Genomic DNA, 23979 nt, shown 5'->3' on the forward strand with positions numbered 1-23979 from the left:
TTCATGCACAACGGCCAGATCGGCGGCTTCGAGCGCCTGCGCCGCCCGATGGAGGCGATGCTGGATGACGCGCTCTTCAACGCCCGGAGCGGCACGACCGATTCCGAGCTGATGTTCCTGCTCGCGCTGCAGTTCGGTCTGCGCCGCGCGCCCCTTGCCGCGATGGCCGAAATGGTGAGCTTCGTCGAGGGACTTGCGGATAGCATTCTGGGCAGTGTTCATCTGCGTTTCACCGCAGCCCTCTCGGACGGGCGGTCACTCTTCGGCATTCGCTATGCGACTGATCGCAAGGCCCCGACGCTTTATGCCTCGCCGATGGGCAAAGGCTATTGTCTTGTCTCGGAACCGCTGAACGACGACGTCGATGCCTGGACCGAAATACCCGATGGCAGCGCCGTTACGGTGAGCGAAATGGGAATCGAGATTGCGCCCTTTCGGCCGGAAAGGCGCCTCAGCGCGACGCCGGATCTGGCTATCCCTGCTTGATGCGTTCGGCGATCAGTCTCGCCAGCTTTTCCGCAACCTCTTCCTTGGCGAGATCGGGCCATTGCTCGACGCCGCTTTGGCTAATCAGCTTCACGCTATTGCGCGTGCCGCCCATGATGCCTGTGGCCGGCGACACGTCGTTGGCAACGATGAGATCGGCGCCCTTGCGCTCGAGCTTGGCCCTGGCGTTGCTTTCGACGTCCTGTGTCTCGGCGGCAAAGCCGATCACCAGCTTCGGCCGCATCGTGTGGTGACCGACGGTCTTCAGGATGTCCGGGTTTTCGGTCAGCGCCAGCGTGGGAATGGATTCGCCCGGATGCTTCTTGATCTTCTGGTCGGATGCGGAGGCGACGCGCCAGTCGGCGACGGCTGCGACCATGACAGCGATATCGGCGGGCAGGGCAGCAAGCACGGCGTCGCGCATTTCCTCGGCCCGCTCGACATGGATCATCCTGACGCCAACCGGGTCGGCAATCGTCACAGGGCCGGAAACGAGCGTCACCTCCGCGCCGAGTTTGGCGAGTGCTGCGGCGATTGCGTGACCCTGTCTGCCGGAAGAGCGGTTGGCGATGTAACGCACAGGGTCGATCGGCTCATGCGTCGGCCCCGAGGTGACGACGGCCTTCCGCCCTGCAAGCGGCTTCGGCCCGCCGTCGAAAAGCGCCTCGGCTGCCGCGACGATCTCCAGCGGTTCGGCCATGCGCCCAAGACCAGCTTCTCTGCTTTCCGCCATCTCGCCCGCCATCGGGCCGATGAAATGGACGCCGTCGCCTCTCAAAGTCTCGGAATTGCGTTTCGTCGCCGCATGCGACCACATCTTCGGGTTCATGGCGGGGGCCACGAGAACGGTCTTGTCGGTCGCAAGCAATATCGTCGAGGCCAGATCGTCGGCGAGGCCGTTTGCCATTTTCGCCAGCAGATCGGCCGTCGCCGGCGCGATCAGAACGAGGTCGCAGTCGCGCGCAAGGCGGATATGGCCGACATCCTGTTCGTCCTGCCGTGAAAAGAGATCGGTGAAGACGTGGTCGGCCGCAAGGGCGCCGACGGCGAGCGGCGTCACGAACTCCTGCGCACCTTTCGTCATCACCGGACGCACGGAAGCGCCCCGCTCCCGCAGGCGCCGGATGAGATCGAGGCTCTTGTAGGCCGCGATGCCGCCCGAAATGATAAGCAGGATGCGTTTGCCGCTGAGAACCATGGCCTTCTACCCGTTGCCCTGTTGACCGCCGTCGACCCTAAGCCTTTGGCGGATAACATGCAATCGCCCGGCATGCCGGCTATTCGCGGAAGAGGCCGGGCTTAACGCCTAAGCCTTGCGGCCGCCGGGCGTGAAGATCGCGATGGCAAGCCCGACGCCCGCAAGCTGAAGGATGGAGCCGCCCGCTTCGGCGATCGTCGGCAGGCGCTGCTCGAAGAGGAAACCGAAGATCAGTCCGAAGACGGTTTCGGCCACGATCAGCTGCGCTGCAAGCGCAAGCGGCAGGCGCTTCGAGGCGATCATCCAAAGAAGCGTGGCGAGCCAGGCGCCAGCGAGGCCCATGATCAGCGACCAGAGGATGAAACGAAGCAATTCTGCACCGGTGAAGGCGATATCCGTGCCGATCGATGTGAAAGGGATCAAGATGAGGCTGCCGATCCCCGCGCCGATGCCCTGAAGGCCGGTCCATTGCAGAATATCCGGCGGATTCGGCGATTGCATCGCCGCTGTACTCGCAAGCCCATAAGCGACCCATAGTGCAAGGCCTATCAGCGCGGAGCCGATACCGAGGACGATCGCCGCCTGATCGCCGGAAGGCGCGGAGGAAAAGATCGAGACATTCACCCAGCCGATGCCGGCGGCGATCAACATCAGCGGCAAGGCGAGCAGCCGCCAGGCAACGGAGTGGTCACGAAAATTTGCAATGATTGCAAGGAGCACCGGCATGGTGCCGATGACGAGCGGCGGAATGGCGGCGCCGGCAAGCCGCACGGCATAGGCAATGCTGACGAAATAGCCGACATAACCAATGCCGCCGAGGAGTAGCGCAGTGATTGCCATGCGTGGCTCGATGTTCTTCGGCCGGAACCGCGGACTGACCATCAGCACGATGCTCGCGAGCGCAAAGAGGCCGTAGCGCGCGATTGTCAGGTCCATCGTGTTGAAAGGTGCGATGGCGCGCGGCACGACGAACGTCAGCCCCCACAAGGCGCATGTGGCGAGGCCGCAAAGAATACCGAGAAGCATGGTTCACCCGCGGGCGAGATTGCCGGAAGAAGAGGAAGGCAGTGTCTCCGGGTGGTAGGCGGGATGGAGGCGAGAAACAAGTCTCGCCTGCGACATCTATCCGATGATTTCGACACAGAAGTCGATGAAGGCGCGGACCTTGGCCGGCACGTGATGCCGCCGCATCTCGATCGGCACGACCTCCTTGCCTCGCCACAACGCCCATTCGAAGGGTTTGCCGGTCAGCGGATCCTCATATTGGCATGCAGAATCCCGGTCCGCGCAAGGGGAAGACGACCTTCGAGGCAACCGTCCGCACGTTGATCGAAGGCGAAAAGGCCGCGGACCGCGGCCTTTTCATTCGATTTACGAAGACTTCAGGTGCGGGTGATCGAAGCGCCGCCGTCGAGCAGCGAAGCTGTGCCTGTCACGAAGCTCGAATCGTCGGAAGCGAGGTAGAGAACCGAGCGGGCAATCTCCTCCGGTGTGGCGACACGCTTCAGCGCGTGCAGATTGGTGATGAACCCCTGCTTGTCCGGCGTGTCGTTCATCTCGCGGTACATATCGGTATCGACCGCACCGGGCAGGATGGCGTTGACACGGACATTCTGCTGGCCGAATTCGGCGGCAAGCGCCTGCGTCAGGCCGATGAGGCCGGATTTGCTGGCGGCATAGGCGGCGACTCCCGGGAAGGCGAAGCTGTAGCCGACGAAGGTGGAGGTAAAGATCACCGAACCGCCGCCATGTTTCGCCATTTCGGCAATCTGGTGTTTGGCGGCTAGGAAGGAGGCGGTCAGATTGATCGTCAGCGCCTCGCTGAAGCCTGCTTCGGAAACTTCGGTGCTCGGGCCGGCTTCGCCGATGACACCGGCATTGTTGAAGGCGATGTCGAGTTTGCCGTAGTTTTGGACGGCGGCAGCAACGAGCGTCTTGTGATAGTCTTCCGAGCGAACGTCGCCGGCGACTGCAACGGCTTCGCCGCCGCCTGCCTTGATTTCTGCAACAAGGCTGTCGAGTTCCGCCTGACGGCGAGCGCCAACGACGACCTTGGCGCCTTCGGCGGCGAAAAGCTTTGCTGTCGAGCGCCCGATGCCGGAGCTTGCGCCGGTGACGATTGCGACTTTGTTACTCAAGCGGTTCATGGTTCCATCTCCTGATTTGAGGATGGGCTGGCGTCTGCAGTCCCATTCGATGCTCGGAAGATGGCATTTTCCCGCCGTTCGGATTAGTCTCCATATAGTGGAACTCGAATTCGGAAACACCGAACGATGATAAGGATCGAAGGGGTAGCTGCTTTCGTCGCCGTGGTGGAATCAGGGTCCGTCAGCGAGGCGGCAAGGCGTCTGCGGCTATCGAAGTCCGTCGTTAGCGAAAGGCTGGCGGAACTGGAAAGAACTCTTGGCGGAACGCTGCTCCACCGCACAACGCGTAAGCTGACGCTGACGGAGGACGGCACGGCCTTCCTCGAACGCGCACTGCGCATCGTCCGCGAGATCGATGAAGCGACGGCCGATATGGCCGAACGGCGCGGCACGCTCGCCGGCCCCTTGCGCATCGCTGCCCCTGTCACGTTCGGCCGCATGCATCTCGGGCCGGCGCTTTATCCATTTCTGGCGAAGCATCCCGAAATCGCGCTGACGCTCGATATAGACGACCGGCGAGTGGATGCGTCTTCGGAAGGCTATGACGCCGTCATCCGAAATGGTCCAATCGCTGACTCACGTCTCGTTGCCTGGAAGCTTACGCGCAGCCGCCGTCTTCTGACGGCCTCGCCCGACTATCTCGACCGCTACGGGACGCCGGCGACGCTGACCGATCTCGATGACCACCAGGGCCTGTTCTACACCAACCGCGGTATCGCCGATTGGCGCTTCCAGACTGCGGAGGGCGCGACCATCGTGCGTGCCAGGCTGGCCATGGGCATGAACAACGGCGATATGCTGCGCGATGCGGCAATCGCCGGACTCGGGATTGCGCTGATGCCTGCCTTCATTGCCGGTCCGGCGATCCGCGAAGGCAAGCTCGTCGAAATCGATGTCGGCTACAAGCCGGAAGCCGAATTCATCTACATGGCACATCCCGAAGGTCGCAATCCCTCCGCCAAGCTCCGCGCCATCGCTGATCACCTGAAAAAGGCTTTCGGCGATCCGCCGTATTGGGATCCGGCAGGTTAGAGCAGACTCATGAGGTTTTCCGTCACGGGTGAGCGCTGCGCCTTCAGCACCGCGAGCCCTAGTCTCGCGACGAGCGACGGCCCCTCGATCGGCCGGTAGGCGACGCCGTCGAGCTTGATCTGGGCGATCGAGGCAGGCACGATCGAAACGCCGAGATCGGCTGCCACGAGGTTGACGACGGAAGGGATCTGCGGCGCCTCCTGTGTCACGACGAGCTCGAAGCCAGCATCCCGGCAGGCGCGCACGATATCGTCATAGAGGCTGAGACCGACGGTGCGCGGAAAGAGGATGAAGGGCTCGCCCGCAAGTGCCGAGAGCGGTACCTCTGCGTGGCGCGCGAGCGCATGATGTGCGGGTAGGGCAACGAGCATCGGTTCGTCCGCCAGCCGCTTCAGCCGCACATCCTTGGGGTCCTCCAGTCCGGGGCGGATGAAAGCGGCGTCTATCTCCTCGCGCATCAGCTTTTCCATCAGGCCATTGCTGTTCATTTCGGTGAGCGAGAGCCCGATATCCGGCCATCGGCCGCGAAACCGGCGGATCACGCCGCTGACGGCGGGATTGAAGGCGGAGGAGGCCGTAAAGCCGAGAAGCAGCCGGCCGGTCTCGCCGCGCATCGCCCGCTGCGCTGCAAGTTTCGCCTTTTCGGCAGCCGCGACCGCGTCGCGCGCTTCCGGGAGGAAGGCGCTACCCGCCGCCGTCAGCTCCGCCCCGTGCGGCACGCGGTGGAAGAGCTGCGCGCCGATTTCCTCCTCGAGGTCGCGGATTTGCTGGCTGAGCGGCGGCTGACCGATGCCGAGCCTGGCTGCCGCCCGGGTGAAATTGCCCTCTTCGGCGACGGCGAGGAAATAGCGGATATGGCGCAGTTCCATGGTATCTCCAAAAGCTATTGCGATTGCCGGTGCCATATATTGGACAAATGATGCGTCGCTGGCTAGATAGCAGGGCGAAAGGTTGGTTCTCCTATGCCCCGCATTACCTCCACGAAGATGTCCGACATACCCCCAGAAGCCGCACAGCCTGCCCGCCCGCCGCTCCATGTCGCGACCGAGAGCGACGAGGCGCAGGCCAGCCAGTTCCTCGTTCGAGGCACGCCGGCCTATCGCCGGGCCAGCCTGGCGCTTTTCCTCTCCGGCTTCGCCACCTTCTCGCTGCTCTATTGCGTTCAGCCGCTGATGCCGATCTTCGCCGAGGATTTCGGAGTCAGCCCGGCGGCAAGCTCGCTGTCGCTGTCGCTTGCGACCGGCTTCCTCGCCGTCGCGATCTTCTGTGCGGCGGCCATCTCCGAAGGCGTCGGACGCCGCAGCATGATGTTCGTCTCGCTGCTTGGCTCGGCGCTCTGTACGATCGCCTGCGCCATCGTTCCGGACTGGCATATGCTGCTCGCCATCCGCGCACTGCAGGGCTTCCTGCTCGGCGGTGTGCCGGCCGTCGCCATGGCCTATCTCTCGGAAGAGGTCGAACCGCGCGGCCTCGGCGCTTCGATGGGCCTCTATATCGCCGGCAATGCCTTCGGCGGCATGGCGGGGCGCGTCGTCACCGGCACGCTCGCCGAATATTTCTCCTGGCGCCCGGCGCTTGCCGTCATCGGCCTGCTCGGCCTTGCCGCCGCTATCGGCTTCCGGCTGCTGCTGCCCGCCTCCCGCAATTTCAAGCCGCGCAAGGGCTTCAACGCGCATTTCCACCTGATGGCCTGGATCGGTCATATCCGCAGCCCGGCGCTGCCCTTCCTCTTCGCCATCGGCTTCCTGGTCATGGGCGCCTTCGTGACGATCTATAACTATGCCGGTTTCCGCCTCGTGCAGCCGCCCTACAGCCTGAACCAGACCGAGCTGGGCCTGATCTTCACCGTCTACCTCTTCGGTATCGCGGCCTCCTGGGCGGCGGGCCTGCTGGGCGACAGGTTCGGTCATTTCGTCGTGTTGCTCGCCGGCATCCTCTGCGCCGCGATCGGCGTCGCGGTTACGCTTCTTGCACCGCTGCCGCTGATTGTTCTTGGCATCGTGTTTCTGACGGTTGGCTTCTTCATGGCGCATTCAGCCGCCAGCGCGCTGGTCGGTCGGCTTGCCCGCGGCACCAAGGGGCATGCCTCCTCGCTCTATCTGCTGGCCTATTACATCGGCTCCAGCGTTGCTGGTTCGGCTGGCGGCTGGTTCTTTGCGATCGAAGGCTGGTCTGCCGTCGTCTTCTTCACGCTCGCCATGCTGGCTTTTGCCTTTGCGGCAGCCTGCACCGCACGCAGCCTCTCGAAGCGTATCGGTTAAGCGCAACTGGGCTTGACACGCGTGTTCATCCGCATTACTTAACTCAAAAGTTAATTAACAGATGAGTTTATTATGCCTGCCGATCGACTGAGCATGACGTTTTCAGCCCTTGCGGATCCCACGCGCCGGGCGATCCTTGCGCGGCTGGCGCTCGGCGAGGCCTCGGTGTCGGAACTCGCCGAACCCTTCGACATGTCGCTCGTTGCCGTATCGAAGCATCTGAAGGTGCTCGAAAAAGCTGGCCTTGTTGCGAAGGGAAGGGAAGCCCAGTGGCGACCCTGCAGACTGGAAACCGGGCCACTTCGCGGTGTGGACGACTGGCTGGAAACCTACCGCCGGTTCTGGAGCGAAAGCCTCGACAAACTCGAAGCCTACGCCGCCACCGTCAAGCAGAGGAGGAATGACGATGAACACCGCAAATGAAATCCGCCTCTCCGGCCGCAGCCGGGAGATCCTGCTTACCCGCGAGATCGACGCCCCGCGCGAACTGGTATTCAGCCTTTGGACCGAGCCGGAGCATCTGCTGCAATGGTGGGGCCCGCACAATTGTTCGGCACCCTCGGTTTCGGTCGATCTGCGCGAAGGCGGCGCCTGGCGTCACTGCATTCTCGGGCCGGATGGCAAGGAATATTGGAGCCAGGGCCGTTACATCGAGATCAGCCCACCGGAACGCCTCGTCTTCACCTTCGCCTGGGAAAATGATGCCGGCCAGCCCGAGCACGAGATGCAGGTAACCGTCGAGCTGGAGGAAAAAGGCGAGGGTACGCGCCTCATCTTCCGCAAGCGCGAGCTGCCGAACGACACCGAGTTCAAATTGCAGTCGGAAGGCTGGAGCGAGGCGCTCGATAAGGCCACCGCCTATGCGGAAGCCGCCGCCAAAGGGAGGAAATGATGAAGAGAACCTATCATGGAAGCTGCCATTGCGGCGCTGTCAGCTACGAGGCCGATCTTGATCTGCAGGGGGGCACGTTCAAATGCAACTGCTCGATCTGCAAGAAGAAACGCAATTGGCTGGCAGTTGCCACGCTGGCCGATTTCCGCCTGATCTCGGGCGAAGACAGCATCAGCGAATATCAGTTCGGCTCACACAGATTGCATCATCTGTTCTGCAAGAATTGCGGAATCAGCTCCTTCAATTGGGGCGAAAATCCTGGCAAGTTCTATGCGATCAGCGTCAGCTGCCTCGACGATGCCACCGACGAGGAGCTCGCCTCCTTTCCTGTCGGCTATTTCGACGGCCGCGACGATCGCTTTGATCGTCCGCCGGCTGAAACGCGGCATCTCTGATGCCGCTATTTTTCCCAATCCTCGATCCGTAGCCCGGCAATACGCCCGAACTCCTTGAAATTATGCGTGATAAGCGTCAGGTCTCGTGATACGGCCTGGCCTGCAATCAACACATCATAAGGACCGATCGGCGTTCCGGCGGCGTCGAGCATAGCGCGGATCTCGCCGGCCTTCCGGGCGTCGTCTTGATCGAATTCGAGAATTTGGAATTGCAATGCGTCGATACGCGCAAGATTTTCGCTTGTCCGCAGGCTCTTGTAGGCACCGTGGAACAGCTCGTGCGCTACGATTGCCGATATAGCGAAGTCCTGTGGGCTATGCTTGCGTAGCGTTGCCAGGAAGGCGTCATTGCCCTTCATCAGGGCAATGACCGCATTGGCGTCGAGCAGGTATTTCATTTGAAGAAATCGAGCTCGGGCTTATCTTCGCCGGCTGGCTGCTCATTGGCCGCATCTGCGAAATCGCTATCGACCTCCCCCGTCACAGCGGCCAGCCAATCCCAATCGTCTGAAACGGGTTCGAGGATGATGGCCTTGCCCTGGCGGCGGATGGCAACGGTATCGCCTTCGAAGCGGAATTCCTTCGGCAAACGTACGGCCTGCGAGCGGCCCGACCAGAATATCCTTGCCGTGTTCATTGCCACGTCTCCTAATGAGATATGGCAATGATATATACCATTCCCGCTTTAGCTTCAACCAAGCCTGATATACGGCACATTCTTCTTCTGCACCTCGTCCAGCGCTTCCTCGTATCCGGCGTCGGCATAGCGCATGACGCCGAGCGCCGTGTCGTTGGTGAGCGCATGGTCGAGCCGTTCGTCGGCCGCGTCCGTGCCGTCGGCGACCACTGTCACGCCGCAGCTGGTCATGTAACCGGCATAGCCGCCGCCGCCGGAATGAACGACGACGAGATCGGCCATCGAGGAGCAGAGCATCATGGCGTCGATCAGCGGCCAGTCGGCGATCGCATCGGAGCCGTCCTTCATGCGCTCGGTCATGATGTTCGGATGCGCCATGGCGCCGGCATCGAGATGATCGCGCGAGAAGGCGACGGGACCCTTGAGTTCGCCGCTGGCAACCAGCCCATTCACCCGTCGCGCAAGCGCCGTTCGTTCGCCGTGGCCGAGCCAGGCGATGCGCGCCGGCAGACCTTCAAAGGGGATATGTTCACGGGCAAGTCGGATCCAGTTGGTGATGATCTTGTTGTCGGGGAACATCTCCAAAAGCAGATCATCGATCCGCGCGATGTCGCTCTCTTCGCCGGAGAGCGCCATCCAGCGAAACGGGCCGATCGCGCGGGCGAAAAGCGGCCGCAGATAGGCTTCGGTGAAGATCGGAATGTCGAAGGCATTCGCTACGCCGCCTTCCTTCGCCTGCGTGCGGATGAGGTTGCCGTTGTCGAAGACTTCGGAGCCTTTCTTCTGGAATTCGAGCATCGCCGTCACATGCTGGACGATCGACGCGCGGCTTGCGGCCATCAGCTGGCCCTGGCCGTCGTCGCGCAGTTCGCGCACCTGCTCCAGGCTCATACCCTTCGGCACATAACCATAGACGAGATCGTGCGCCGAGGTCTGGTCGGTGACGATATCCGGCACGATGCCGCGCCGGGCGATTTCCGGATAGATCTCCGCGGCATTGCCGACGAGGCCGACGGAAAGCGTGCGCTTCTCCTTCACGGCCGTGTCGATCATCTGCAGCGCCGTATCGAGGTCCGCTGCGATCTCCTGCAGGTAACCGATCTCCTGGCGCTTCCTCGCCCGCTCGGGATCGATATCGACGCAGAGGATGGCAGCGCCCGCCATGCGGCCGGCGAGCGGCTGCGAACCGCCCATGCCGCCGAGCCCCGCGGTCAGCACGAAGCGGCCGAAGAGATCGCCGCCGAAGCGCTTCTCGGCGATGCGCATGAAGATTTCGTAGGTGCCCTGAATCACGCCCTGGCTGCCGATATACTGCCAGGCGCCGGCCGTCAGTCCGCCCCAGCAAATCAGTCCCTTGCGCTGCAGCTCGTAGAACACCTCGGCTTTCGCCCATTGGCCGACAATGTTGCAATTCGCCATGATGACGAGTGGTGCCTTGGCGTGGGTTTTCACGAGACCGATCGGCTTTCCGGACTGGATCAGCAGCGTCTGATCCTCATCCATCTCGGTCAGTGCTTTGACGATACCCTTGTGGGACGCCCAGTTGCGGGCCGCCTTGCCGAGCGCCGCATAGACGACGAGATTATCCGGGTCCTCGCCAACGGAAAGCACGTTTTCGAGAAGGCGCAGCAGCGCTTCCTGTCGCCAGCCTTTGGCCCGCAGCTCCGGCCCGCCGGGAATCGGAAATTTCGGATGGCGTGGATTGGCCTTCGGCATGGAATGTCCTTCCTCAAGGTCCCGTTCTGTTATTTTGACGGCAGCGAGGTCACATAGGCGACCGCTGCATCGAGCAGTCGCCGGCGCAGCGCGTCGTCGCCATAGGCTCGCGCATCGGCGCGTACCCAGCCCTGCATCGCCCGTTCGCCCGACAGCATCTGGACGACGCCTGGTAAATTCAGCGCCCAACCGTCATTGCCTTTGCCGAGCCGAACCAGCATCCCGTCCTCTCGCGCACCACAAAGGAGGTTGCCATTCAGCATCAGGGCCCAGCCGCCGAACATGGTCTTTTCGCTGAGGCCCGGCATATCGCCGAGCTCCTCTTTCAGCAGTCCCTCAAGCCCGGTATCGCGCGCCATGGCATCAGACCTTCGTCTCCAGGGCGTAGCGCATGATCTCGATGCCCATCGCCCTTTCGACGGGCGGATAGACGGTCGGATCGAGCACGCTTGCGGAAAGCGGGATGATTTCCTTCGGCACATGCAGGATGAAGACCGGCATGCCCTCCTTGAGCTGGCCGACGCTGAGCGGTTCGCCCTCCGGCGATAGCGTCGTGATAACCGAGGGAAATGTAGCCACGCGCTTACCATCGGCGTCGTCGACGGCCATGTATTCATTCATCACATGCATGGTCACGGCCTTTGCGCCGGAACCGACGACGATCGCGCCGATATCGAAGGCTTCCTTGGTGTAGACCACGTCCTTCTTGGTGATCGTGCCTTCAGCGAGGATATGGCCGCCGGTCGTCTTGCAGATAGCGTCGATCACGGCCGGTCCGCCCTTCTTCTCGGCCGCAATAATTGCCTCGCCGAGGGATAGCGCCATCGAGATGCCGCCAAGCGCCGCGTTCTTGCGCACATAGGAGGCTCGCAGCGGATTGCGGCAGCTGGCGATGAAGCCGCCCGATTGGTCGGCGGCAGCGCGCAGGATCGGGGAGATCCTCGCGGTCGCGCCTTTCACGACCAGCTCGATGTAGCGGTTTTCGGAGCGGTTGCCGCCTACTGCCGTCTGGATCATCTGCTCCGGCGAACCGGCCATGCCGATCGAGCCCATGTCGCCGGTCGGATGCGCACGGATATCGCCGACCGCGTCCACGACCTTGGTGCCGAGGATTGCCGAGGGCAGCCAGCCGTTCAGCGTCGAGGATCTGCCGTTCTGTCCAACGATCAGCCCGGAAAGCTTTTCGCCAAGCTCGTCCTGCAGAAGCTGCACGGCCTTCACATAGTCGATGCCCTGCATTTCCCAGGGCGTGGTGGAGGCCGGCGCGCCGATCGCCGCCGCTGTCGCAATCCAGTCTTCATCCTTCAGTTCGTCGATCGAAACAAGCTCCGGCTTGCCGACATTGACCGCCGCATAGCCGAGCATACGCCCATGATCGGCCCACCCGCCGCCGCCCGCCGCATAGACGGAGCCGCCCTTGACGGCCGCTTCGACGTCTTTCTCAACGAGTATGCGCCCCATCAAGCCTTCTCCTTATTCAGCGTCCTGTCCATCTCCCGCACGGCTTCGAAAAGCACGGCAGCGCCGAGGGCGATATCATCATTCTCGGCCCATTCGTCCGCCGAATGGCTGCGGCCTTCCTTGCATGGAACGAAAATCATGGCGGCTGGTGCCACCTTGGCGATCCAGGCCGTATCGTGTCCCGCGCCGGAGGCCATGCGCCGGTGCTTGGCGCCGACGGTATCGCAGGCCCGCTCCAGCGTCTCCAGCAGACCGGCATCGCCGGGCGTCGGATAATTGTCGGACACGCGTTTTGGGGAGTTGATCGTCACCCCTTGGGCAGCGGCCAGCTGGACGACATGCGCATCTAGCCATTCGCAGAAGGCTTCCATGTCGCTGCGGATTTCCGCACGGCCGTCGATCAGCATGACAACCTTGGACGGAACGACATTGGCCGCATTCGGCTCGATCCGGAATTCGCCGACGGTTGCCGCAAAATGGCCCGGTGTCTTCGCCCGCTCGGCTGCGGCACCGCGGATATCGAGCACGAGTTGCGAGGCTGCCACCAGCGCATCCGCGCGGCCGTCCATCGGGGTCGTACCGGCGTGGTCCGCCCGGCCTTCGACCGTAATTTCGATCCGGGTGATACCTGCGATCGCCGTCACGATGCCGATATCCTTCCTCTCATTTTCAAGCACCGGCCCTTGCTCGATATGCAGTTCTAGGAAGCCGGCGAGATCGGGCCGATTCTGTTGCAGCAGCACCCCCGGACGGCCGCCGACTTGCGCAATCCCCTCAGCGAGGTCGCGCTCGCCGCTGGTGCGCGAAAGCCATGCCTCGGGAAGCTGCCCGGTCATGCCGCGGCTGCCGACGCACGAAACGCCGAAAATGCTGACCTCTTCCGCAAGGAAATCGACGATCTCCAGATCGTGCTCCAGCGCGATCCCCTGATCCTTCAAGGCACGCGCGACCTCCAGAGCCGAGATCACGCCGGCGATGCCATCGAAACGTCCGCCATCCGGCACGGTATCGGAATGCGAGCCGACCATGATCGTGCCGAGCCCCGGCTTGCTGCCTGCCCGACGGCCGATGAGGTTGCCGCCGGCATCGATCCGCGTTTCCAGCCCGGCCGCCTTCATGCGCGCCTCGATATAGGCGCGTCCTTCGAGAAACAGCGGCGAGAAGGCCCGGCGCGTCCAGGGATGCCCAGGTTCGGTGATCTTCGCCAGTGCATCGATATCTTCCGCGATGCGGTCAGCGTTGACGGGCAGGTTACGGCTCATGCGATTTCTCCGGCAATGATTTGGCGCGGCAGCGGACGGACGAATTTGCCAGTGCCGGGTTCGGCAAGCACCTTCGCGCCATCGGTTATCAGTTTGCCGCGCAGATACGCGGCTGAAACGGTCCATGGCAAGGCTATGCCATTGTACGGGCTCCAGCCGACGACATTGTTGCCGCTCGCGGCGGCATCATAGACCTTTTCGCGCGGCTCAAGCACAGTGATATCGGCATCCTTGCCCGGCGTCAGCGCGCCCTTGATATGGTCGAGGCGGAAATGCTTCGCCGGATTTTCCGCCATGAGCTTTGCAGCTCAGGTAAGCGGAATGCCGCGTTCGAGCGCTCCCTTGACGAAGAGTGGCACCATGACCTCGAGCCCCGGTACACCGGAGGCATTGGCCAGCATGTGCGGATCGGTCTTGCGGTTTTCGGACCAGCTGACATGGTCGGTCGACACCAGCCAGACATTGCCTTCAGCGACCTTCCGCCACAGCGTTTCCACCTCGGCGCGCGGCCGGATCGGTGGATTGATCTTGGCCTTGCCCCCGAGGTGCTTCACGTCGTTTTCCTCGTCCAGCGTCAGGTAGTGGATGCAGCACTCGACGGTCGCCTCGAAACCGTCGCGGCGATACGCGCGGGCGATATCGTAGCCGCGGCCGAGCGAACAATGCACGACATGGGCCGGGCAGCCGGTGTTGGCGCCTGTTTCGAAGATCGTATGCATGGCAAGCAGCTCGGTAATCGGCGGGCGCGAGAGACCATGGGCACGCCAATCGGTGATGCCGCAGGCCTTTACCTGCTCGATGTAGGCGCGCACGGCTTCGTCGTCCTCATTGTGGACGCCAGCCGTCAGCCCGGTCGGTGCGATCGCCGCAAAGCACTCGTCAAGCAAGGCAGGAGGAATGCGGGGGAAACGCTTCGGATCCGTGCCGAAAGTCGAAAACTTGAAGGCCGCGACGCCGGCGTGCACCATTTCGGGGATGCGCGCAGCACGCTCTTCCGGATTGACCGTGCCATAGAGCGCGAAATCGACACGCGCCTGCGGGCTCGCGTGATCAATCTTCTTCTTTACCGCTTCCGCCGAGCAGACGAGATTGCCTTCGTCATAGGGCATGTCCACGATTGTCGTGACGCCGCCGGCCGCTGCCGAGCGCGTCGACCAGATGAAGTCCTCCTGATCCTTCTGGCTCAGCGAATGCACCTGCGCATCGATCGCGCCGGGAAGGATTAGCGCCTTGCCGAGAAGATGCCGCTCCTTGGCCGAAGGCGGCACTCCGACGCCGACCTGGACGATTTTACCATCGCTGACCGCGACATAGCCCTCTTCGAGGATGCGCTCCGGCAGAACGACCGTACCCTGCAGAACGAGATCGAAATCACTCATGCGGATGCCTCCGTGTCGCTTCAGGTGTCAGATAATACGGGATTACCCGCAAGCCGTTCCTCGATACGCTCCCGCGAACCCAGCGCGAAAAAGTCGTCGAAAGAGGCGATCGGCACTTCAGCGATCAGCTTGGAAACAAAGGCGTCGGCTCCGAGACCTTCCTCGATCGCCTCGACCTCGGCCGAAAGCGGCCGGTCAACCGTATAAAAATCGGCATGGCTGCGGACAACGTCGTAGATCATGCCCGAAACGCCCTTCGGCTGGTCGCCCAGAATGTCGGCCGCCTGCGCGGCAAGCAGAGCTTCGAGCGCCGCAAGCCGCCTCAGCGCCCGCATCTGCCGTTCGAAGCGCTCGATCACCAGCGGCAGGAAAGCTGCCTCGTCCTCGAGCCCCGCGGCAACCACGAGCGATTGGGCCGATACGGGGTTCGACATGGAAAGGACGCGCGAGAAGATTTCGCCGGCGAGCTTGATGATCGGCCCGAAGCCTGTCGCGATCCGGCCTTTAGGCACCAGATTGACCGGCAGATCGCGCCTCTGTCCGTTACCGAGAAGGACGCAGCGGTTGAAGGCATTGCGGGCAGCATGCGCCATGCAGATTGCGGCCGATTCCAGCAGGATCGTCACGTCAAGAGGCAGTGAACCGCCGGAGGTCATCACCTGGCCCTCGACAACCACGGGGTTGTCATCCGAGCGACCTGTAGCCGCGAGAATCTTGTGGCCAGTCGTAAGCAGATTCTCGATCACCGCACCGAAGACCTGCGCAATCATGCGAAGGCTGAGCGGGTCCTGCACGTGGGTCGCAACCGGCCATTCCCAGGCATCTGACGCATTGCAGAGCCATGCACCGATCAACGCTTCCCGAGGGGTGCCGACATGGCGCACCGACCGCCACGGATCGCGAGACGCGCCAAGCGCGCCGGCGGCCATCATCCCGGTTGCTAGCAGCACGCGAATCGACGCTGCGGCATTGCGCGTCGCCTCCGCTGCCGCCGCAAAACTCACGGCATTGATGCTGAGCGAAGCAAGGCTGTCACGCGGTGCCATCCTGACCGGCTCGAGGCCGGCTGCCTCGAAGGCCTCGATCGCCTGCATGCGCCTGCCGCGATAGACCGCCTCGCCAACGCCGGTCAGAACCGCACCGATCTGCCCCATGAGGCCGATATCCGCACAGCCGATCGAACCGGTGCGCCGGACGACCGGGATGAGATCTGCCCTGAGAAGCCGCAGATAGGTTTCCACGAGTTCGGGTGTGCACCCGACCTGGCCCGTCAGAGCGGTATTGATGCGGATCGCCATGGCATTTCGCACGACAGCGGTCGAAAACGGCGTGCCGGTGCCGAAGTGATGGGCGCGGACGAGGCCGAGGTTGAAAGCGTCAAGGTCTTCCGGCGACCACTCGACATCCTTCATCGCTCCGACGCCGGTCGTAGAACCGTAGACCGGAATGCCGGCCCCGATCGCATCCTCCACGACCGAACGCGCAAGTTCCACGCGCGCCATGCCCGTCTCCGTCACCGACAGGGCGACCTTGCCGGAGCCTATCCTCACCATCTCGGCGAAGCCGAGGGGTTGGCCGGAAAGTTCGATGCCGGGGCGTTCGTGCTTCATCTGCAGGTCTCCTTGACGGCGAGATTAAGCGAGCATCTCGCATCATGGGATATCCCAAATGCCGAACACAGCATGCGATTGTTTGTGTTTCAGCTCAACTCAGCATCACGGCTATGTAGATAAGCGTCAATGCGATAATCCAAAGCGCGAGACGGCCATACCGGCTGTGCCTCGCCTCGGATTTGCCGATCGCCTCCGCAGTCTGCGGATCGAAGCGCAGTCCATGCTCGCTCATATGCAGCAGCTGGTGATGGAATTTTTCCGTCTTCGCGGCGATTTCCGGTACGGCTTCGGCGAGCTTCACCGCCGCCTTCAACCCATCCTTGAGATCGGTCACGACCCGCTTCGGGCCGAGATTGTTGCGAATCCAGTCTCCGACAACAGGCTCCGACGCCTTCCACATGTTGAAGCGCGGGTTCAGCATGCGCGAAACACCTTCGACGACCACCATGGTTTTCTGCAGCATGACCAGTTCGGGCCGGGTCTGCATGTCGAAAAGCTCCGTCACCTCGAACAGGAGCGTCAACAGCTTGCCCATCGAGATCGTCTCGGCCGGCTGGCCGTGGATCGGTTCCCCGATCGCCCGGATCGCCTGCGCGAAGCTTTCGACATTGTGATGGGCCGGCACATAGCCTGCTTCGAAATGGACTTCGGCAACGCGCACGTAGTCGCGGGTGATGAAGCCATAGAGGATTTCGGCGAGGAAGCGACGCTCTTTCTTCCCAAGCCGTCCGACGATACCCATGTCGACGGCAACGATATCGCCGTGCACATCGACAAAGAGGTTTCCGGGGTGCATGTCGGCATGGAAGAAGCCGTCGCGCAGCGTATGGCGCAGAAAGGACTGGATCAGCGTGTCGGCAAGCGTATTGAGGTTGTGGCCGGCCGCCTGCAAACCCTCGACGTCGGACATCTTCACGCCGTCGATCCATTCCATGGTCATGACGTCGCGGCCGGTCCTTTCCCAGTCCACCTTGGGGACGCGGAATCCCGGATCCTGGTCCGTATTCTCGGCAATCTCGGAGAGGGCAGCGGCTTCCAGCCGAAGGTCCATCTCCACCTTCGTGGTCAGCTCGAGCGTTTTTGTGACCTCTACCGGCCTCAGGCGCCGGCTGGAAACCATGAAACGTTCCTGCATGTGAGCAACGAGATACATCGCCTCGATGTCATGCGCGAAGCGCTGGCGCACGCCGGGGCGCACGACCTTCACGGCAACCTTCTTGCGGCCTGCGGCCGTATCGACCTCGGCGGGGTGCACCTGTGCAATCGAAGCAGCGGCGATCGGATCATCGAAGCTGGCGAAAAGCTCCTGGATCGGCCGCCCGAGCGACCCCTCGACGTTCGCCTTCGACGCCGCGGTGGGGAAAAAAGCCATGCGATCCTGGAGCTGGGACAGGTCGTTGGCGAATTCGACGCCGACAACGTCCGGGCGCGTCGCCAGAAACTGACCGATCTTCACATAGGAAGGTCCGAGCCGTTCAACGGCGCGCGCCAGCCGGTCACTGCGCTTTTTGTATTTCGCCCGGCTGCGGGCAAAGATGCCGACGAAAGATTTGGCAAGGCTGACGGAAGGCGGCAGTCCCCCGGAGGGCAACGCCTCGACGACGCCCTCGCGCACCAGGATCCAGCCGACCCGAACGAGCCTGAGATATGCTCCGAAAGCACTCATCTAGATTAAAGTTTCCAACCCGAGTGCAGGGCCGCGATGCCGCCAGTGTAGCTGGTGTAGGTCACACGCGAAAAACCCGCCCTGCGGATCATCTCGGCGAAATTTTCCTGGTTCGGGAACTTGCGGATCGATTCCACCAGATATTCATAGGGCTCGGCTTCGCCGGTTATCGCCCTGCCGAATTTCGGAATGGCGTTGAAAGACCAGGCATCATACAGCTTGTCCAGGAGCGGCATCTCGACCTCGGAAAATTCCAGCACGAGCAGTCGGCCGCCACGCTTCAGCACGCGATAGGCCTCCGAAAGCGCCACGTCGATGCGGGGTACGTTGCGGATGCCGAAGGCGATCGTATAGGCATCGAAGTTGCCGGCTTCGAAGGGCAGATCCTCCGCATTGGCCTCGACAAAGGCAAGGTTGTCCGAAAGCTTCTTCTTTTCTGCCCGTTCGGCGCCGACGCCGAGCATTGAACCATTGATGTCCAGCACGGTCGCATGCGCCATTCGGTTCGAGGCCTCGATGATGCGAAAAGCGATGTCGCCGGTGCCGCCTGCAACATCCAGCACCTTGTAGCCAGGCTCCTTGCGCGGGTTGAGGGCGGCCACCAGCGCGTCCTTCCAGGCGCGGTGCATACCCATCGACATGACATCGTTCATGATGTCGTAACGCCGGGCGACCTTATGGAACACCTCGTTGACGAGGCCCTGCTTTTCGCCCCTCGGCACTTGCCGGAAGCCGTAGGATGTTTCCATGCCGCCATCGGCGGAGGTGCGGCTTTCTGACATCGGACTACTCCGTTACTGGAAATCGGTACGGCCACCATAGCGAAAGGCCGTGCGAGAGGCTATCTGTGGACGAGGGCGATACCCCGCGGTCTACTGGCGCTATAACCCACAACGTCCGCAGTTGAAATACGTTTAGATACAGATGGGTTAAGATGCCGGAATTGCCAGAAGTCGAAACGGTAAAGCGGGGTCTTTCGGCCGCGATGGAAGGCGCGCACATCAAGAAGCTGGAACTACGCCGCGGCGACCTGCGTTTTCCTTTTCCGGAGGATTTCGAAGGTCAGGTTTCGGGCCGTACCATCATCGGGCTCGGCCGGCGCGCCAAGTATCTGCTGATCGATCTCGATAGCGGCAAGACCATCATCTCCCATCTCGGCATGTCCGGCTCCTTCCGCATCGAGGCCGGTTCCGCCCGCGGGACGCCCGGCGATTTTCATTACGAGCGATCGAAGGATGAAAGGCATGACCACGCCATCTTCCATCTGGAAGGCAAGGACGGTCCTCGCCGCGTCATTTACAACGATCCGCGGCGGTTCGGCTTCATGGACATCGCCGATCGCTCCGAACTGCAGAATAATCCCTTCCTTTTCGGTCTCGGGCCGGAGCCGACCGGCAACGAGCTGAGCGCCGCCTATCTGGCCGAGCGTTTCGCAGGAAAGGCGCAGCCGCTGAAGGGCGCACTGCTCGATCAGAAGACCATCGCCGGTCTCGGCAATATCTATGTCAGCGAAGCGCTCTGGCGCGCGCACCTGATGCCGACGCGCGCTGCCGGAACGCTGGTGACCAAAACCGGACGGCCGAAGGAGCCGCTGGACCTTCTCGTTGCGTCGATCCGGGATGTCATCGCCGATGCGATCAAGGCCGGCGGCTCGTCGCTCCGGGATCATATCCAGACGGACGGCTCGCTTGGTTATTTCCAGCATTCCTTCTCCGTCTATGACCGTGAAGGTCACCCTTGCCGCACACCCGGTTGCGGCGGTACGGTTTCGCGCATCGTGCAGGCGGGTCGTTCAACCTTCTATTGCCCGGTCTGCCAGAAATAGGGAGAGAAGCATGGCCTACGAGACGCTGATCGTCGAAACCAGAGGCAATGTCGGTCTGATTACGCTGAACCGCCCGCAGGCACTGAACGCACTGAACTCGACGGTGCTCAAGGAACTGAAGCAGGCCTATGCGGACTTCCACGCCGATGAGACGATCGGCGCGATCGTTCTGACCGGGTCGGAGCGCGCTTTTGCCGCCGGCGCCGATATCAAGGAAATGCAGCCGCTGCAGTTCGCCGATATGTACAAGGCCGAATTCATCAGCGGCTGGGACGAGATCGCCAAGGCCCGCAAACCGGTGATCGCTGCCGTCAGCGGTTTTGCCCTCGGTGGCGGCTGCGAGCTCGCAATGATGTGCGACTTCATCATAGCGGCCGAGACCGCAAAGTTCGGTCAGCCCGAGATCACGCTGGGCGTCATCCCAGGCATGGGCGGCTCGCAGCGCCTGACGCGGGCCGTCGGCAAGTCGAAGGCCATGGATATGGTGCTGACCGGACGGATGATGGACGCTGCGGAAGCGGAGCGCGCCGGCCTCGTTTCGCGTGTGGTTGCGCCCGAGCGGCTGCTGGACGAGGCCATGGAAGCCGCCGCGAAGATTGCTTCGCTGTCGCAGCCGTCGGTGCTGATGGCCAAGGAAGCGGTCAATCGCGCCTTTGAAACCACGCAGGAAGAAGGCCTCCGTTTCGAGCGCCGTCTGTTCCATAGCCTTTTCGCGACGGAAGATCAGAAGGAAGGCATGGCCGCCTTCATCGAGAAGCGCAAACCGGCGTTCAGGCACCGGTGAGCGCCGCGGATGGAGAAAGCCTGCGTATCCTGTAAAATGCGCGTTGACGAGCCGCGGCTTTAGAGTTATATGCCCGCCCACGGTTCGGGAAGCCTATCAGGTTTTCCGTTTTGCTCCCGCATTGCTGGATGTTGTGGCCGCAGGGCCCGCGGTGATGATGGAGTTTGTTCGAATTCTTGAGAGAGGCATCCATGGCCAATACAACTTCGGCGAAAAAAGCGACTCGTAAGATCGCCCGCCGTACCGACGTCAACAAGGCTCGTCGCTCGCGCGTTCGTACGTTCGTTCGCCAGGTCGAAGAGGCACTCGCAGCTGGTGACGCTGCAAAGGCAAAGGAAGCCTTCCTCGCAGCTCAGCCAGAACTGGCGCGCGCTGCAGGCAAGGGCGTCCTTCACGCCAACACAGCATCCCGCAAGGTTTCGCGCCTTGCCGCTCGTGTGAAGGCTCTGTCGGCAGCCCCGACCGCGTAATCTTTCATTAACAAAGCTTTTGTTATAGTTAGCCCGGTAACCAAGCCGGGCTTTTTCGATTCTGTTTATGTTCTGCGGATTGGGGAATTTGACAGCTGTTTCATGTCGTTTAGGTGACACGAAAAATCGTTGAAAATCAAATGCTTGCGAGAGGATGTTTCCAGATTGGACGACTCTCGCGCCTTCTGGCCGACTCAGTTGTGAGTCAAGCGGATTTTATTTTTTTTTCTTTCAATGCGTGTCCAAAATGTCGATTTCGGGAATCTCCTTGATTCTCCTGCGATTCTTTTTTGCCTTTGCGGCGGCGCCCTAAAACAGCCGCCGGAGTCAATGGCCGCTTCTTAATTTTGCGTAAAATTCGCCATTGATCTCTGCAACCGATCCTGCCTAAATGCGTTCCAGCAGAGGGCGCGGACATCACCTGCAAAGGCTCGGTCTAAACTGCCATGTCGGCAGGCCGATGTGTTGCACCATCTGTTACGGAGCAGTGTATCTCTCCGTTTTTTCAAGCATTTGAGTTATTTGCGCCGCGGCTGTGGCTGGCCGCGGAACGGAGAAGCTTTGTGCGTTCTACGGCCACACGTTTAAGGTGAGCCGAAAGGGCTGGGGGAAGTAAATTTGCGTTGGGGGTTGGCTGACCGGAAACGAGGTCTGGCAGTCAACCTGGCACCGAAAACATGACGGAGGCCGCATAAAGGCGGTTTCCGCCATGGTTTTCTGCGCCGGTCTCGCTAGGCGGGACAGCGTTTGTGTGAACCGGCAGCCGGTGGCTCATGAAGGAGTCGCTCGCATGCTAGAACGGGGAAAATTGATCGGGCGGCCGTTCTAGGTGATGACCGCCCGGTAGAAGAAATTTGGAAGGCGGCATGATGCAAATGAATTCTCTGACGACGACTGGTGCTCTTGAAAATGGGGACAAGGCACCGCAAGCGTTCGGCTCAATTTGCCCGGAAACGGCAGGGGAAAAGGGGGATATGAAGCATGGCGTACTTTTCGATCGTGTCGGTGCACGTCTGAAGGCCCAGGTCGGTCCAGACGTTTATGCAAGCTGGTTCGCACGTCTGAAGCTGCACTCGGTTTCAAAGAGCGTCGTGCGACTCTCGGTTCCCACCACATTTCTCAAGTCGTGGATCAACAATCGTTATCTTGATCTCATCACCAGCCTCTTCCAGCAGGAGGACGCTGAGATTCTGAAGGTTGAGATCCTCGTCCGCACGGCAACACGTGCCGGCTTGAAGCCGATAGATGAGGTGGCTCCGCAGGAGCCGGCCACGCAGGCCGCGCCGATGCGCCGTCCTGCCGCTGCTCAGCCGGCGGGCCAAGCCATTCAGCAGGCGGTTTCAGCCGCTGCTGCGGCTCGTCCCGCGACGGCAGGCCAGCCGTTGTTCGGCTCGCCGCTTGACTCGCGCTTTACCTTCGACACCTTTGTTGAAGGCAGCTCGAACCGTGTTGCGCTTGCTGCCGCAAAAACGATTGCGGAAGCAGGGCAGGGTGCCGTTCGCTTCAATCCGCTCTTCGTTCATTCGAACGTCGGCCTCGGCAAGTCTCACCTGCTGCAGGCGATCGCCAATGCGGCGGTTCAAAATCCGCGGGCTCTGCGAGTCGTCTATCTGACGGCCGAGTATTTCATGTGGCGTTTTGCAACGGCGATCCGTGACAACGATGCGCTGACGCTGAAGGACTCGCTTCGCAACATCGATCTTCTGATCATCGACGACATGCAGTTCCTGCAGGGCAAGATGATCCAGCATGAGTTCTGCCACCTGCTGAACATGCTGCTGGACAGCGCCAAGCAAGTGGTCGTCGCTGCCGACCGCGCGCCCTGGGAGCTGGAATCGCTTGATCCTCGGGTGCGTTCGCGCCTGCAGGGCGGTGTTGCCATCGAGCTCGACGCTCCGGACTACGAGATGCGTCTCGAAATCCTGAAGCGCCGCCTGGCGAATGCCCGGCAGGAAGATCCGTCGCTCGAAATTCCGGCTGAGTTGTTGTCGCACGTTGCTCGCAGCGTGACCGCAAGCGGCCGCGAACTGGAAGGGGCCTTCAATCAGCTGGTCTTCCGCCGTTCTTTCGAGCCGAACCTGTCGATCGAACGGGTGGACGAACTGCTGGCTCACCTCGTCGGTTCCGGCGAGCCCCGCCGCGTGCGCATCGAAGACATCCAGCGCATCGTTGCCCGCCACTACAATGTCTCGCGACAGGAGCTGGTTTCGAACCGCCGCACGCGCGTCATCGTCAAGCCGCGCCAGATCGCGATGTATCTCTCGAAGACACTGACGCCGCGCTCCTTCCCGGAGATCGGCCGCCGCTTCGGCGGACGCGACCATACGACGGTTCTGCACGCCGTTCGCAAGATCGAGGAGCTGATTTCGGAAGACACCAAGCTCTCGCATGAAATCGAGCTGCTGAAGCGCCTGATCAACGAATAGCGCCATCCAGCGCAGGAAAAAATCCACGGCCGGGAGCGATCCCGGCTGTTTTCATTTATAAGGTTTTTATTCTATACAACCCTCGCATCAAAGACGGCGCACACTGGATGAACGGTGGCGCACGGGAGGGAAAGAATGAGTTTCAAGAAAATCGCCGTCGTCGGCCTGGGTAAGGTCGGACGGCTTGCGGCAACGCTTTTGCATGAGGGTGGTTTCGAGGTCACGGGCGTCGATGCCCGGCTGCCGGCGTCGGAGGTACCTTTCGTGTGCCGGACGGGCGACATATCGAGCCCGGCTGTCGTGGCCGAGCTGCTGTCGAGCGTCGAGGC

At 61.8% G+C, this 23979-nt stretch carries 23 protein-coding genes and 2 pseudogenes; 11 read left to right on the forward strand and 14 right to left on the reverse strand.

Annotated elements, in window-relative coordinates:
• Positions 1–486 (forward strand): class II glutamine amidotransferase (locus tag ACPYOI_RS25710; protein WP_481423549.1); only part of this gene is annotated, 486 nt, incomplete at its 5' end.
• Here the strand turns inward: ACPYOI_RS25710 and coaBC are convergent.
• From coaBC to ACPYOI_RS25725, 3 genes are all read right to left on the reverse strand, one after another.
• Entirely contained in the window at positions 473–1684 is a 1212-nt protein-coding gene (gene coaBC, locus ACPYOI_RS25715; RefSeq protein ID WP_481416850.1) for a bifunctional phosphopantothenoylcysteine decarboxylase/phosphopantothenate--cysteine ligase CoaBC, read from the reverse strand. The two genes, ACPYOI_RS25710 and coaBC, sit on opposite strands and share 14 nt — an antisense overlap.
• Before the next feature lie 108 nt (positions 1685–1792).
• Entirely contained in the window at positions 1793–2710 is a 918-nt protein-coding gene (locus ACPYOI_RS25720; protein WP_481416849.1) for a DMT family transporter, read from the reverse strand.
• A gap of 356 nt (positions 2711–3066) precedes the next feature.
• On the reverse strand, positions 3067–3831 hold the full coding sequence (locus ACPYOI_RS25725; RefSeq protein WP_481416848.1) for an SDR family oxidoreductase: 765 nt from the start codon (positions 3829–3831) through the stop codon (positions 3067–3069).
• A 126-nt stretch (positions 3832–3957) separates the two neighbouring features.
• Here ACPYOI_RS25725 and ACPYOI_RS25730 point away from each other — a divergent pair, with 126 nt between their 5' ends.
• Entirely contained in the window at positions 3958–4863 is a 906-nt protein-coding gene (locus ACPYOI_RS25730; RefSeq protein WP_481423550.1) for a LysR family transcriptional regulator, read from the forward strand.
• On the opposite strand, the gene ACPYOI_RS25735 is transcribed toward ACPYOI_RS25730, so the two are convergent.
• A complete protein-coding gene (locus tag ACPYOI_RS25735) occupies positions 4860–5732 on the reverse strand; it encodes a LysR family transcriptional regulator (RefSeq protein ID WP_481416846.1) in 873 nt (290 codons plus the stop codon). The genes ACPYOI_RS25730 and ACPYOI_RS25735 overlap by 4 nt on opposite strands.
• A 93-nt stretch (positions 5733–5825) precedes the next feature.
• On the opposite strand from ACPYOI_RS25735, the gene ACPYOI_RS25740 reads away from it, so the two are divergent.
• The 4 genes from ACPYOI_RS25740 to ACPYOI_RS25755 all read left to right on the forward strand — a co-directional run bounded on the left by ACPYOI_RS25740 (position 5826) and on the right by ACPYOI_RS25755 (position 8411).
• Complete coding sequence (locus tag ACPYOI_RS25740; protein WP_481416845.1) at positions 5826–7124, forward strand: MFS transporter; 1299 nt, start codon at positions 5826–5828, stop codon at positions 7122–7124.
• Between the two features lie 72 nt (positions 7125–7196).
• Positions 7197–7547, forward strand: coding sequence for an ArsR/SmtB family transcription factor (locus ACPYOI_RS25745; protein WP_481416844.1), 351 nt, complete (start codon positions 7197–7199; stop codon positions 7545–7547).
• Positions 7531–8016 (forward strand): SRPBCC family protein, encoded by a 486-nt coding sequence (locus tag ACPYOI_RS25750; protein ID WP_481416843.1) that lies wholly within the window; start codon positions 7531–7533, stop codon positions 8014–8016. The genes ACPYOI_RS25745 and ACPYOI_RS25750 overlap by 17 nt, the downstream gene beginning before the upstream one ends.
• Complete coding sequence (locus tag ACPYOI_RS25755) at positions 8016–8411, forward strand: GFA family protein (protein WP_481416842.1); 396 nt, start codon at positions 8016–8018, stop codon at positions 8409–8411. Before ACPYOI_RS25750 ends, ACPYOI_RS25755 begins: the two co-directional genes overlap by 1 nt.
• Positions 8412–8416: 5 nt before the next feature.
• Here ACPYOI_RS25755 and ACPYOI_RS25760 read toward each other — a convergent pair whose 3' ends face one another.
• The 10 genes and pseudogenes from ACPYOI_RS25760 to ubiE all read right to left on the reverse strand — a co-directional run bounded on the left by ACPYOI_RS25760 (position 8417) and on the right by ubiE (position 18927).
• On the reverse strand, positions 8417–8809 hold the full coding sequence (locus tag ACPYOI_RS25760; protein WP_481423551.1) for a PIN domain-containing protein: 393 nt from the start codon (positions 8807–8809) through the stop codon (positions 8417–8419).
• Positions 8806–9048: an antitoxin gene (locus ACPYOI_RS25765; protein WP_481419635.1), complete on the reverse strand. Its 243-nt coding sequence runs from the start codon at positions 9046–9048 to the stop codon at positions 8806–8808. Before ACPYOI_RS25765 ends, ACPYOI_RS25760 begins: the two co-directional genes overlap by 4 nt.
• A 54-nt stretch (positions 9049–9102) precedes the next feature.
• Positions 9103–10764, reverse strand: a complete 1662-nt coding sequence (locus ACPYOI_RS25770) for a urocanate hydratase (RefSeq protein WP_481419634.1) — start codon at positions 10762–10764, stop codon at positions 9103–9105.
• 29 nt (positions 10765–10793) lie between these two features.
• On the reverse strand, positions 10794–11123 hold the full coding sequence (locus ACPYOI_RS25775; RefSeq protein ID WP_481419633.1) for a TfoX/Sxy family protein: 330 nt from the start codon (positions 11121–11123) through the stop codon (positions 10794–10796).
• A gap of 4 nt (positions 11124–11127) precedes the next feature.
• Positions 11128–12225 carry a DUF917 domain-containing protein gene (locus tag ACPYOI_RS25780; protein WP_481419632.1) on the reverse strand — a complete coding sequence of 366 codons (1098 nt, stop codon included), beginning with the start codon at positions 12223–12225 and terminating at the stop codon, positions 11128–11130.
• A complete protein-coding gene (locus tag ACPYOI_RS25785; protein WP_481419631.1) occupies positions 12225–13487 on the reverse strand; it encodes a Zn-dependent hydrolase in 1263 nt (420 codons plus the stop codon). Before ACPYOI_RS25785 ends, ACPYOI_RS25780 begins: the two co-directional genes overlap by 1 nt.
• Positions 13484–14866: pseudogene (locus ACPYOI_RS25790) on the reverse strand (dihydroorotase). The gene ACPYOI_RS25785 and the pseudogene ACPYOI_RS25790 overlap by 4 nt, the downstream one beginning before the upstream one ends.
• A gap of 20 nt (positions 14867–14886) precedes the next feature.
• A complete protein-coding gene (locus tag ACPYOI_RS25795; RefSeq protein ID WP_481419629.1) occupies positions 14887–16476 on the reverse strand; it encodes an aromatic amino acid lyase in 1590 nt (529 codons plus the stop codon).
• 94 nt (positions 16477–16570) lie between these two features.
• Entirely contained in the window at positions 16571–18145 is a 1575-nt protein-coding gene (gene ubiB, locus ACPYOI_RS25800; RefSeq protein WP_481423552.1) for a 2-polyprenylphenol 6-hydroxylase, read from the reverse strand.
• 5 nt (positions 18146–18150) lie between these two features.
• Complete coding sequence (ubiE, locus tag ACPYOI_RS25805; protein WP_481419627.1) at positions 18151–18927, reverse strand: bifunctional demethylmenaquinone methyltransferase/2-methoxy-6-polyprenyl-1,4-benzoquinol methylase UbiE; 777 nt, start codon at positions 18925–18927, stop codon at positions 18151–18153.
• A gap of 152 nt (positions 18928–19079) precedes the next feature.
• On the opposite strand from ubiE, the gene mutM reads away from it, so the two are divergent.
• The 5 genes and pseudogenes from mutM to ACPYOI_RS25830 all read left to right on the forward strand — a co-directional run.
• A complete protein-coding gene (mutM, locus tag ACPYOI_RS25810) occupies positions 19080–19970 on the forward strand; it encodes a bifunctional DNA-formamidopyrimidine glycosylase/DNA-(apurinic or apyrimidinic site) lyase (RefSeq protein ID WP_481419626.1) in 891 nt (296 codons plus the stop codon).
• Between the two features lie 10 nt (positions 19971–19980).
• A complete protein-coding gene (locus ACPYOI_RS25815) occupies positions 19981–20754 on the forward strand; it encodes an enoyl-CoA hydratase (RefSeq protein ID WP_481419625.1) in 774 nt (257 codons plus the stop codon).
• Between the two features lie 191 nt (positions 20755–20945).
• Complete coding sequence (gene rpsT / locus ACPYOI_RS25820) at positions 20946–21224, forward strand: 30S ribosomal protein S20 (RefSeq protein ID WP_168828079.1); 279 nt, start codon at positions 20946–20948, stop codon at positions 21222–21224.
• A gap of 869 nt (positions 21225–22093) precedes the next feature.
• A complete protein-coding gene (gene dnaA, locus ACPYOI_RS25825) occupies positions 22094–23650 on the forward strand; it encodes a chromosomal replication initiator protein DnaA (protein WP_481419624.1) in 1557 nt (518 codons plus the stop codon).
• A gap of 135 nt (positions 23651–23785) precedes the next feature.
• A pseudogene (locus ACPYOI_RS25830) lies at positions 23786–23979 on the forward strand (L-lysine dehydrogenase); the annotation flags it as partial.

It is taken from the genome of Rhizobium sp. SVR5-2C (assembly GCF_056755115.1).

Coding starts and splice junctions, on each gene's coding strand:
- coaBC (WP_481416850.1), bottom strand. CDS start 1,684: ATGGTTCTCAGCGGCAAACGCATCCTGCTTATCATTTCGGGCGGCATC.
- ACPYOI_RS25720 (WP_481416849.1), bottom strand. CDS start 2,710: ATGCTTCTCGGTATTCTTTGCGGCCTCGCCACATGCGCCTTGTGGGGG.
- ACPYOI_RS25725 (WP_481416848.1), bottom strand. CDS start 3,831: ATGAACCGCTTGAGTAACAAAGTCGCAATCGTCACCGGCGCAAGCTCC.
- ACPYOI_RS25730 (WP_481423550.1), top strand. CDS start 3,958: ATGATAAGGATCGAAGGGGTAGCTGCTTTCGTCGCCGTGGTGGAATCA.
- ACPYOI_RS25735 (WP_481416846.1), bottom strand. CDS start 5,732: ATGGAACTGCGCCATATCCGCTATTTCCTCGCCGTCGCCGAAGAGGGC.
- ACPYOI_RS25740 (WP_481416845.1), top strand. CDS start 5,826: ATGCCCCGCATTACCTCCACGAAGATGTCCGACATACCCCCAGAAGCC.
- ACPYOI_RS25745 (WP_481416844.1), top strand. CDS start 7,197: ATGCCTGCCGATCGACTGAGCATGACGTTTTCAGCCCTTGCGGATCCC.
- ACPYOI_RS25750 (WP_481416843.1), top strand. CDS start 7,531: ATGAACACCGCAAATGAAATCCGCCTCTCCGGCCGCAGCCGGGAGATC.
- ACPYOI_RS25755 (WP_481416842.1), top strand. CDS start 8,016: ATGAAGAGAACCTATCATGGAAGCTGCCATTGCGGCGCTGTCAGCTAC.
- ACPYOI_RS25760 (WP_481423551.1), bottom strand. CDS start 8,809: ATGAAATACCTGCTCGACGCCAATGCGGTCATTGCCCTGATGAAGGGC.
- ACPYOI_RS25765 (WP_481419635.1), bottom strand. CDS start 9,048: ATGAACACGGCAAGGATATTCTGGTCGGGCCGCTCGCAGGCCGTACGT.
- ACPYOI_RS25770 (WP_481419634.1), bottom strand. CDS start 10,764: ATGCCGAAGGCCAATCCACGCCATCCGAAATTTCCGATTCCCGGCGGG.
- ACPYOI_RS25775 (WP_481419633.1), bottom strand. CDS start 11,123: ATGGCGCGCGATACCGGGCTTGAGGGACTGCTGAAAGAGGAGCTCGGC.
- ACPYOI_RS25780 (WP_481419632.1), bottom strand. CDS start 12,225: ATGGGGCGCATACTCGTTGAGAAAGACGTCGAAGCGGCCGTCAAGGGC.
- ACPYOI_RS25785 (WP_481419631.1), bottom strand. CDS start 13,487: ATGAGCCGTAACCTGCCCGTCAACGCTGACCGCATCGCGGAAGATATC.
- ACPYOI_RS25795 (WP_481419629.1), bottom strand. CDS start 16,476: ATGAAGCACGAACGCCCCGGCATCGAACTTTCCGGCCAACCCCTCGGC.
- ubiB (WP_481423552.1), bottom strand. CDS start 18,145: ATGAGTGCTTTCGGAGCATATCTCAGGCTCGTTCGGGTCGGCTGGATC.
- ubiE (WP_481419627.1), bottom strand. CDS start 18,927: ATGTCAGAAAGCCGCACCTCCGCCGATGGCGGCATGGAAACATCCTAC.
- mutM (WP_481419626.1), top strand. CDS start 19,080: ATGCCGGAATTGCCAGAAGTCGAAACGGTAAAGCGGGGTCTTTCGGCC.
- ACPYOI_RS25815 (WP_481419625.1), top strand. CDS start 19,981: ATGGCCTACGAGACGCTGATCGTCGAAACCAGAGGCAATGTCGGTCTG.
- rpsT (WP_168828079.1), top strand. CDS start 20,946: ATGGCCAATACAACTTCGGCGAAAAAAGCGACTCGTAAGATCGCCCGC.
- dnaA (WP_481419624.1), top strand. CDS start 22,094: ATGCAAATGAATTCTCTGACGACGACTGGTGCTCTTGAAAATGGGGAC.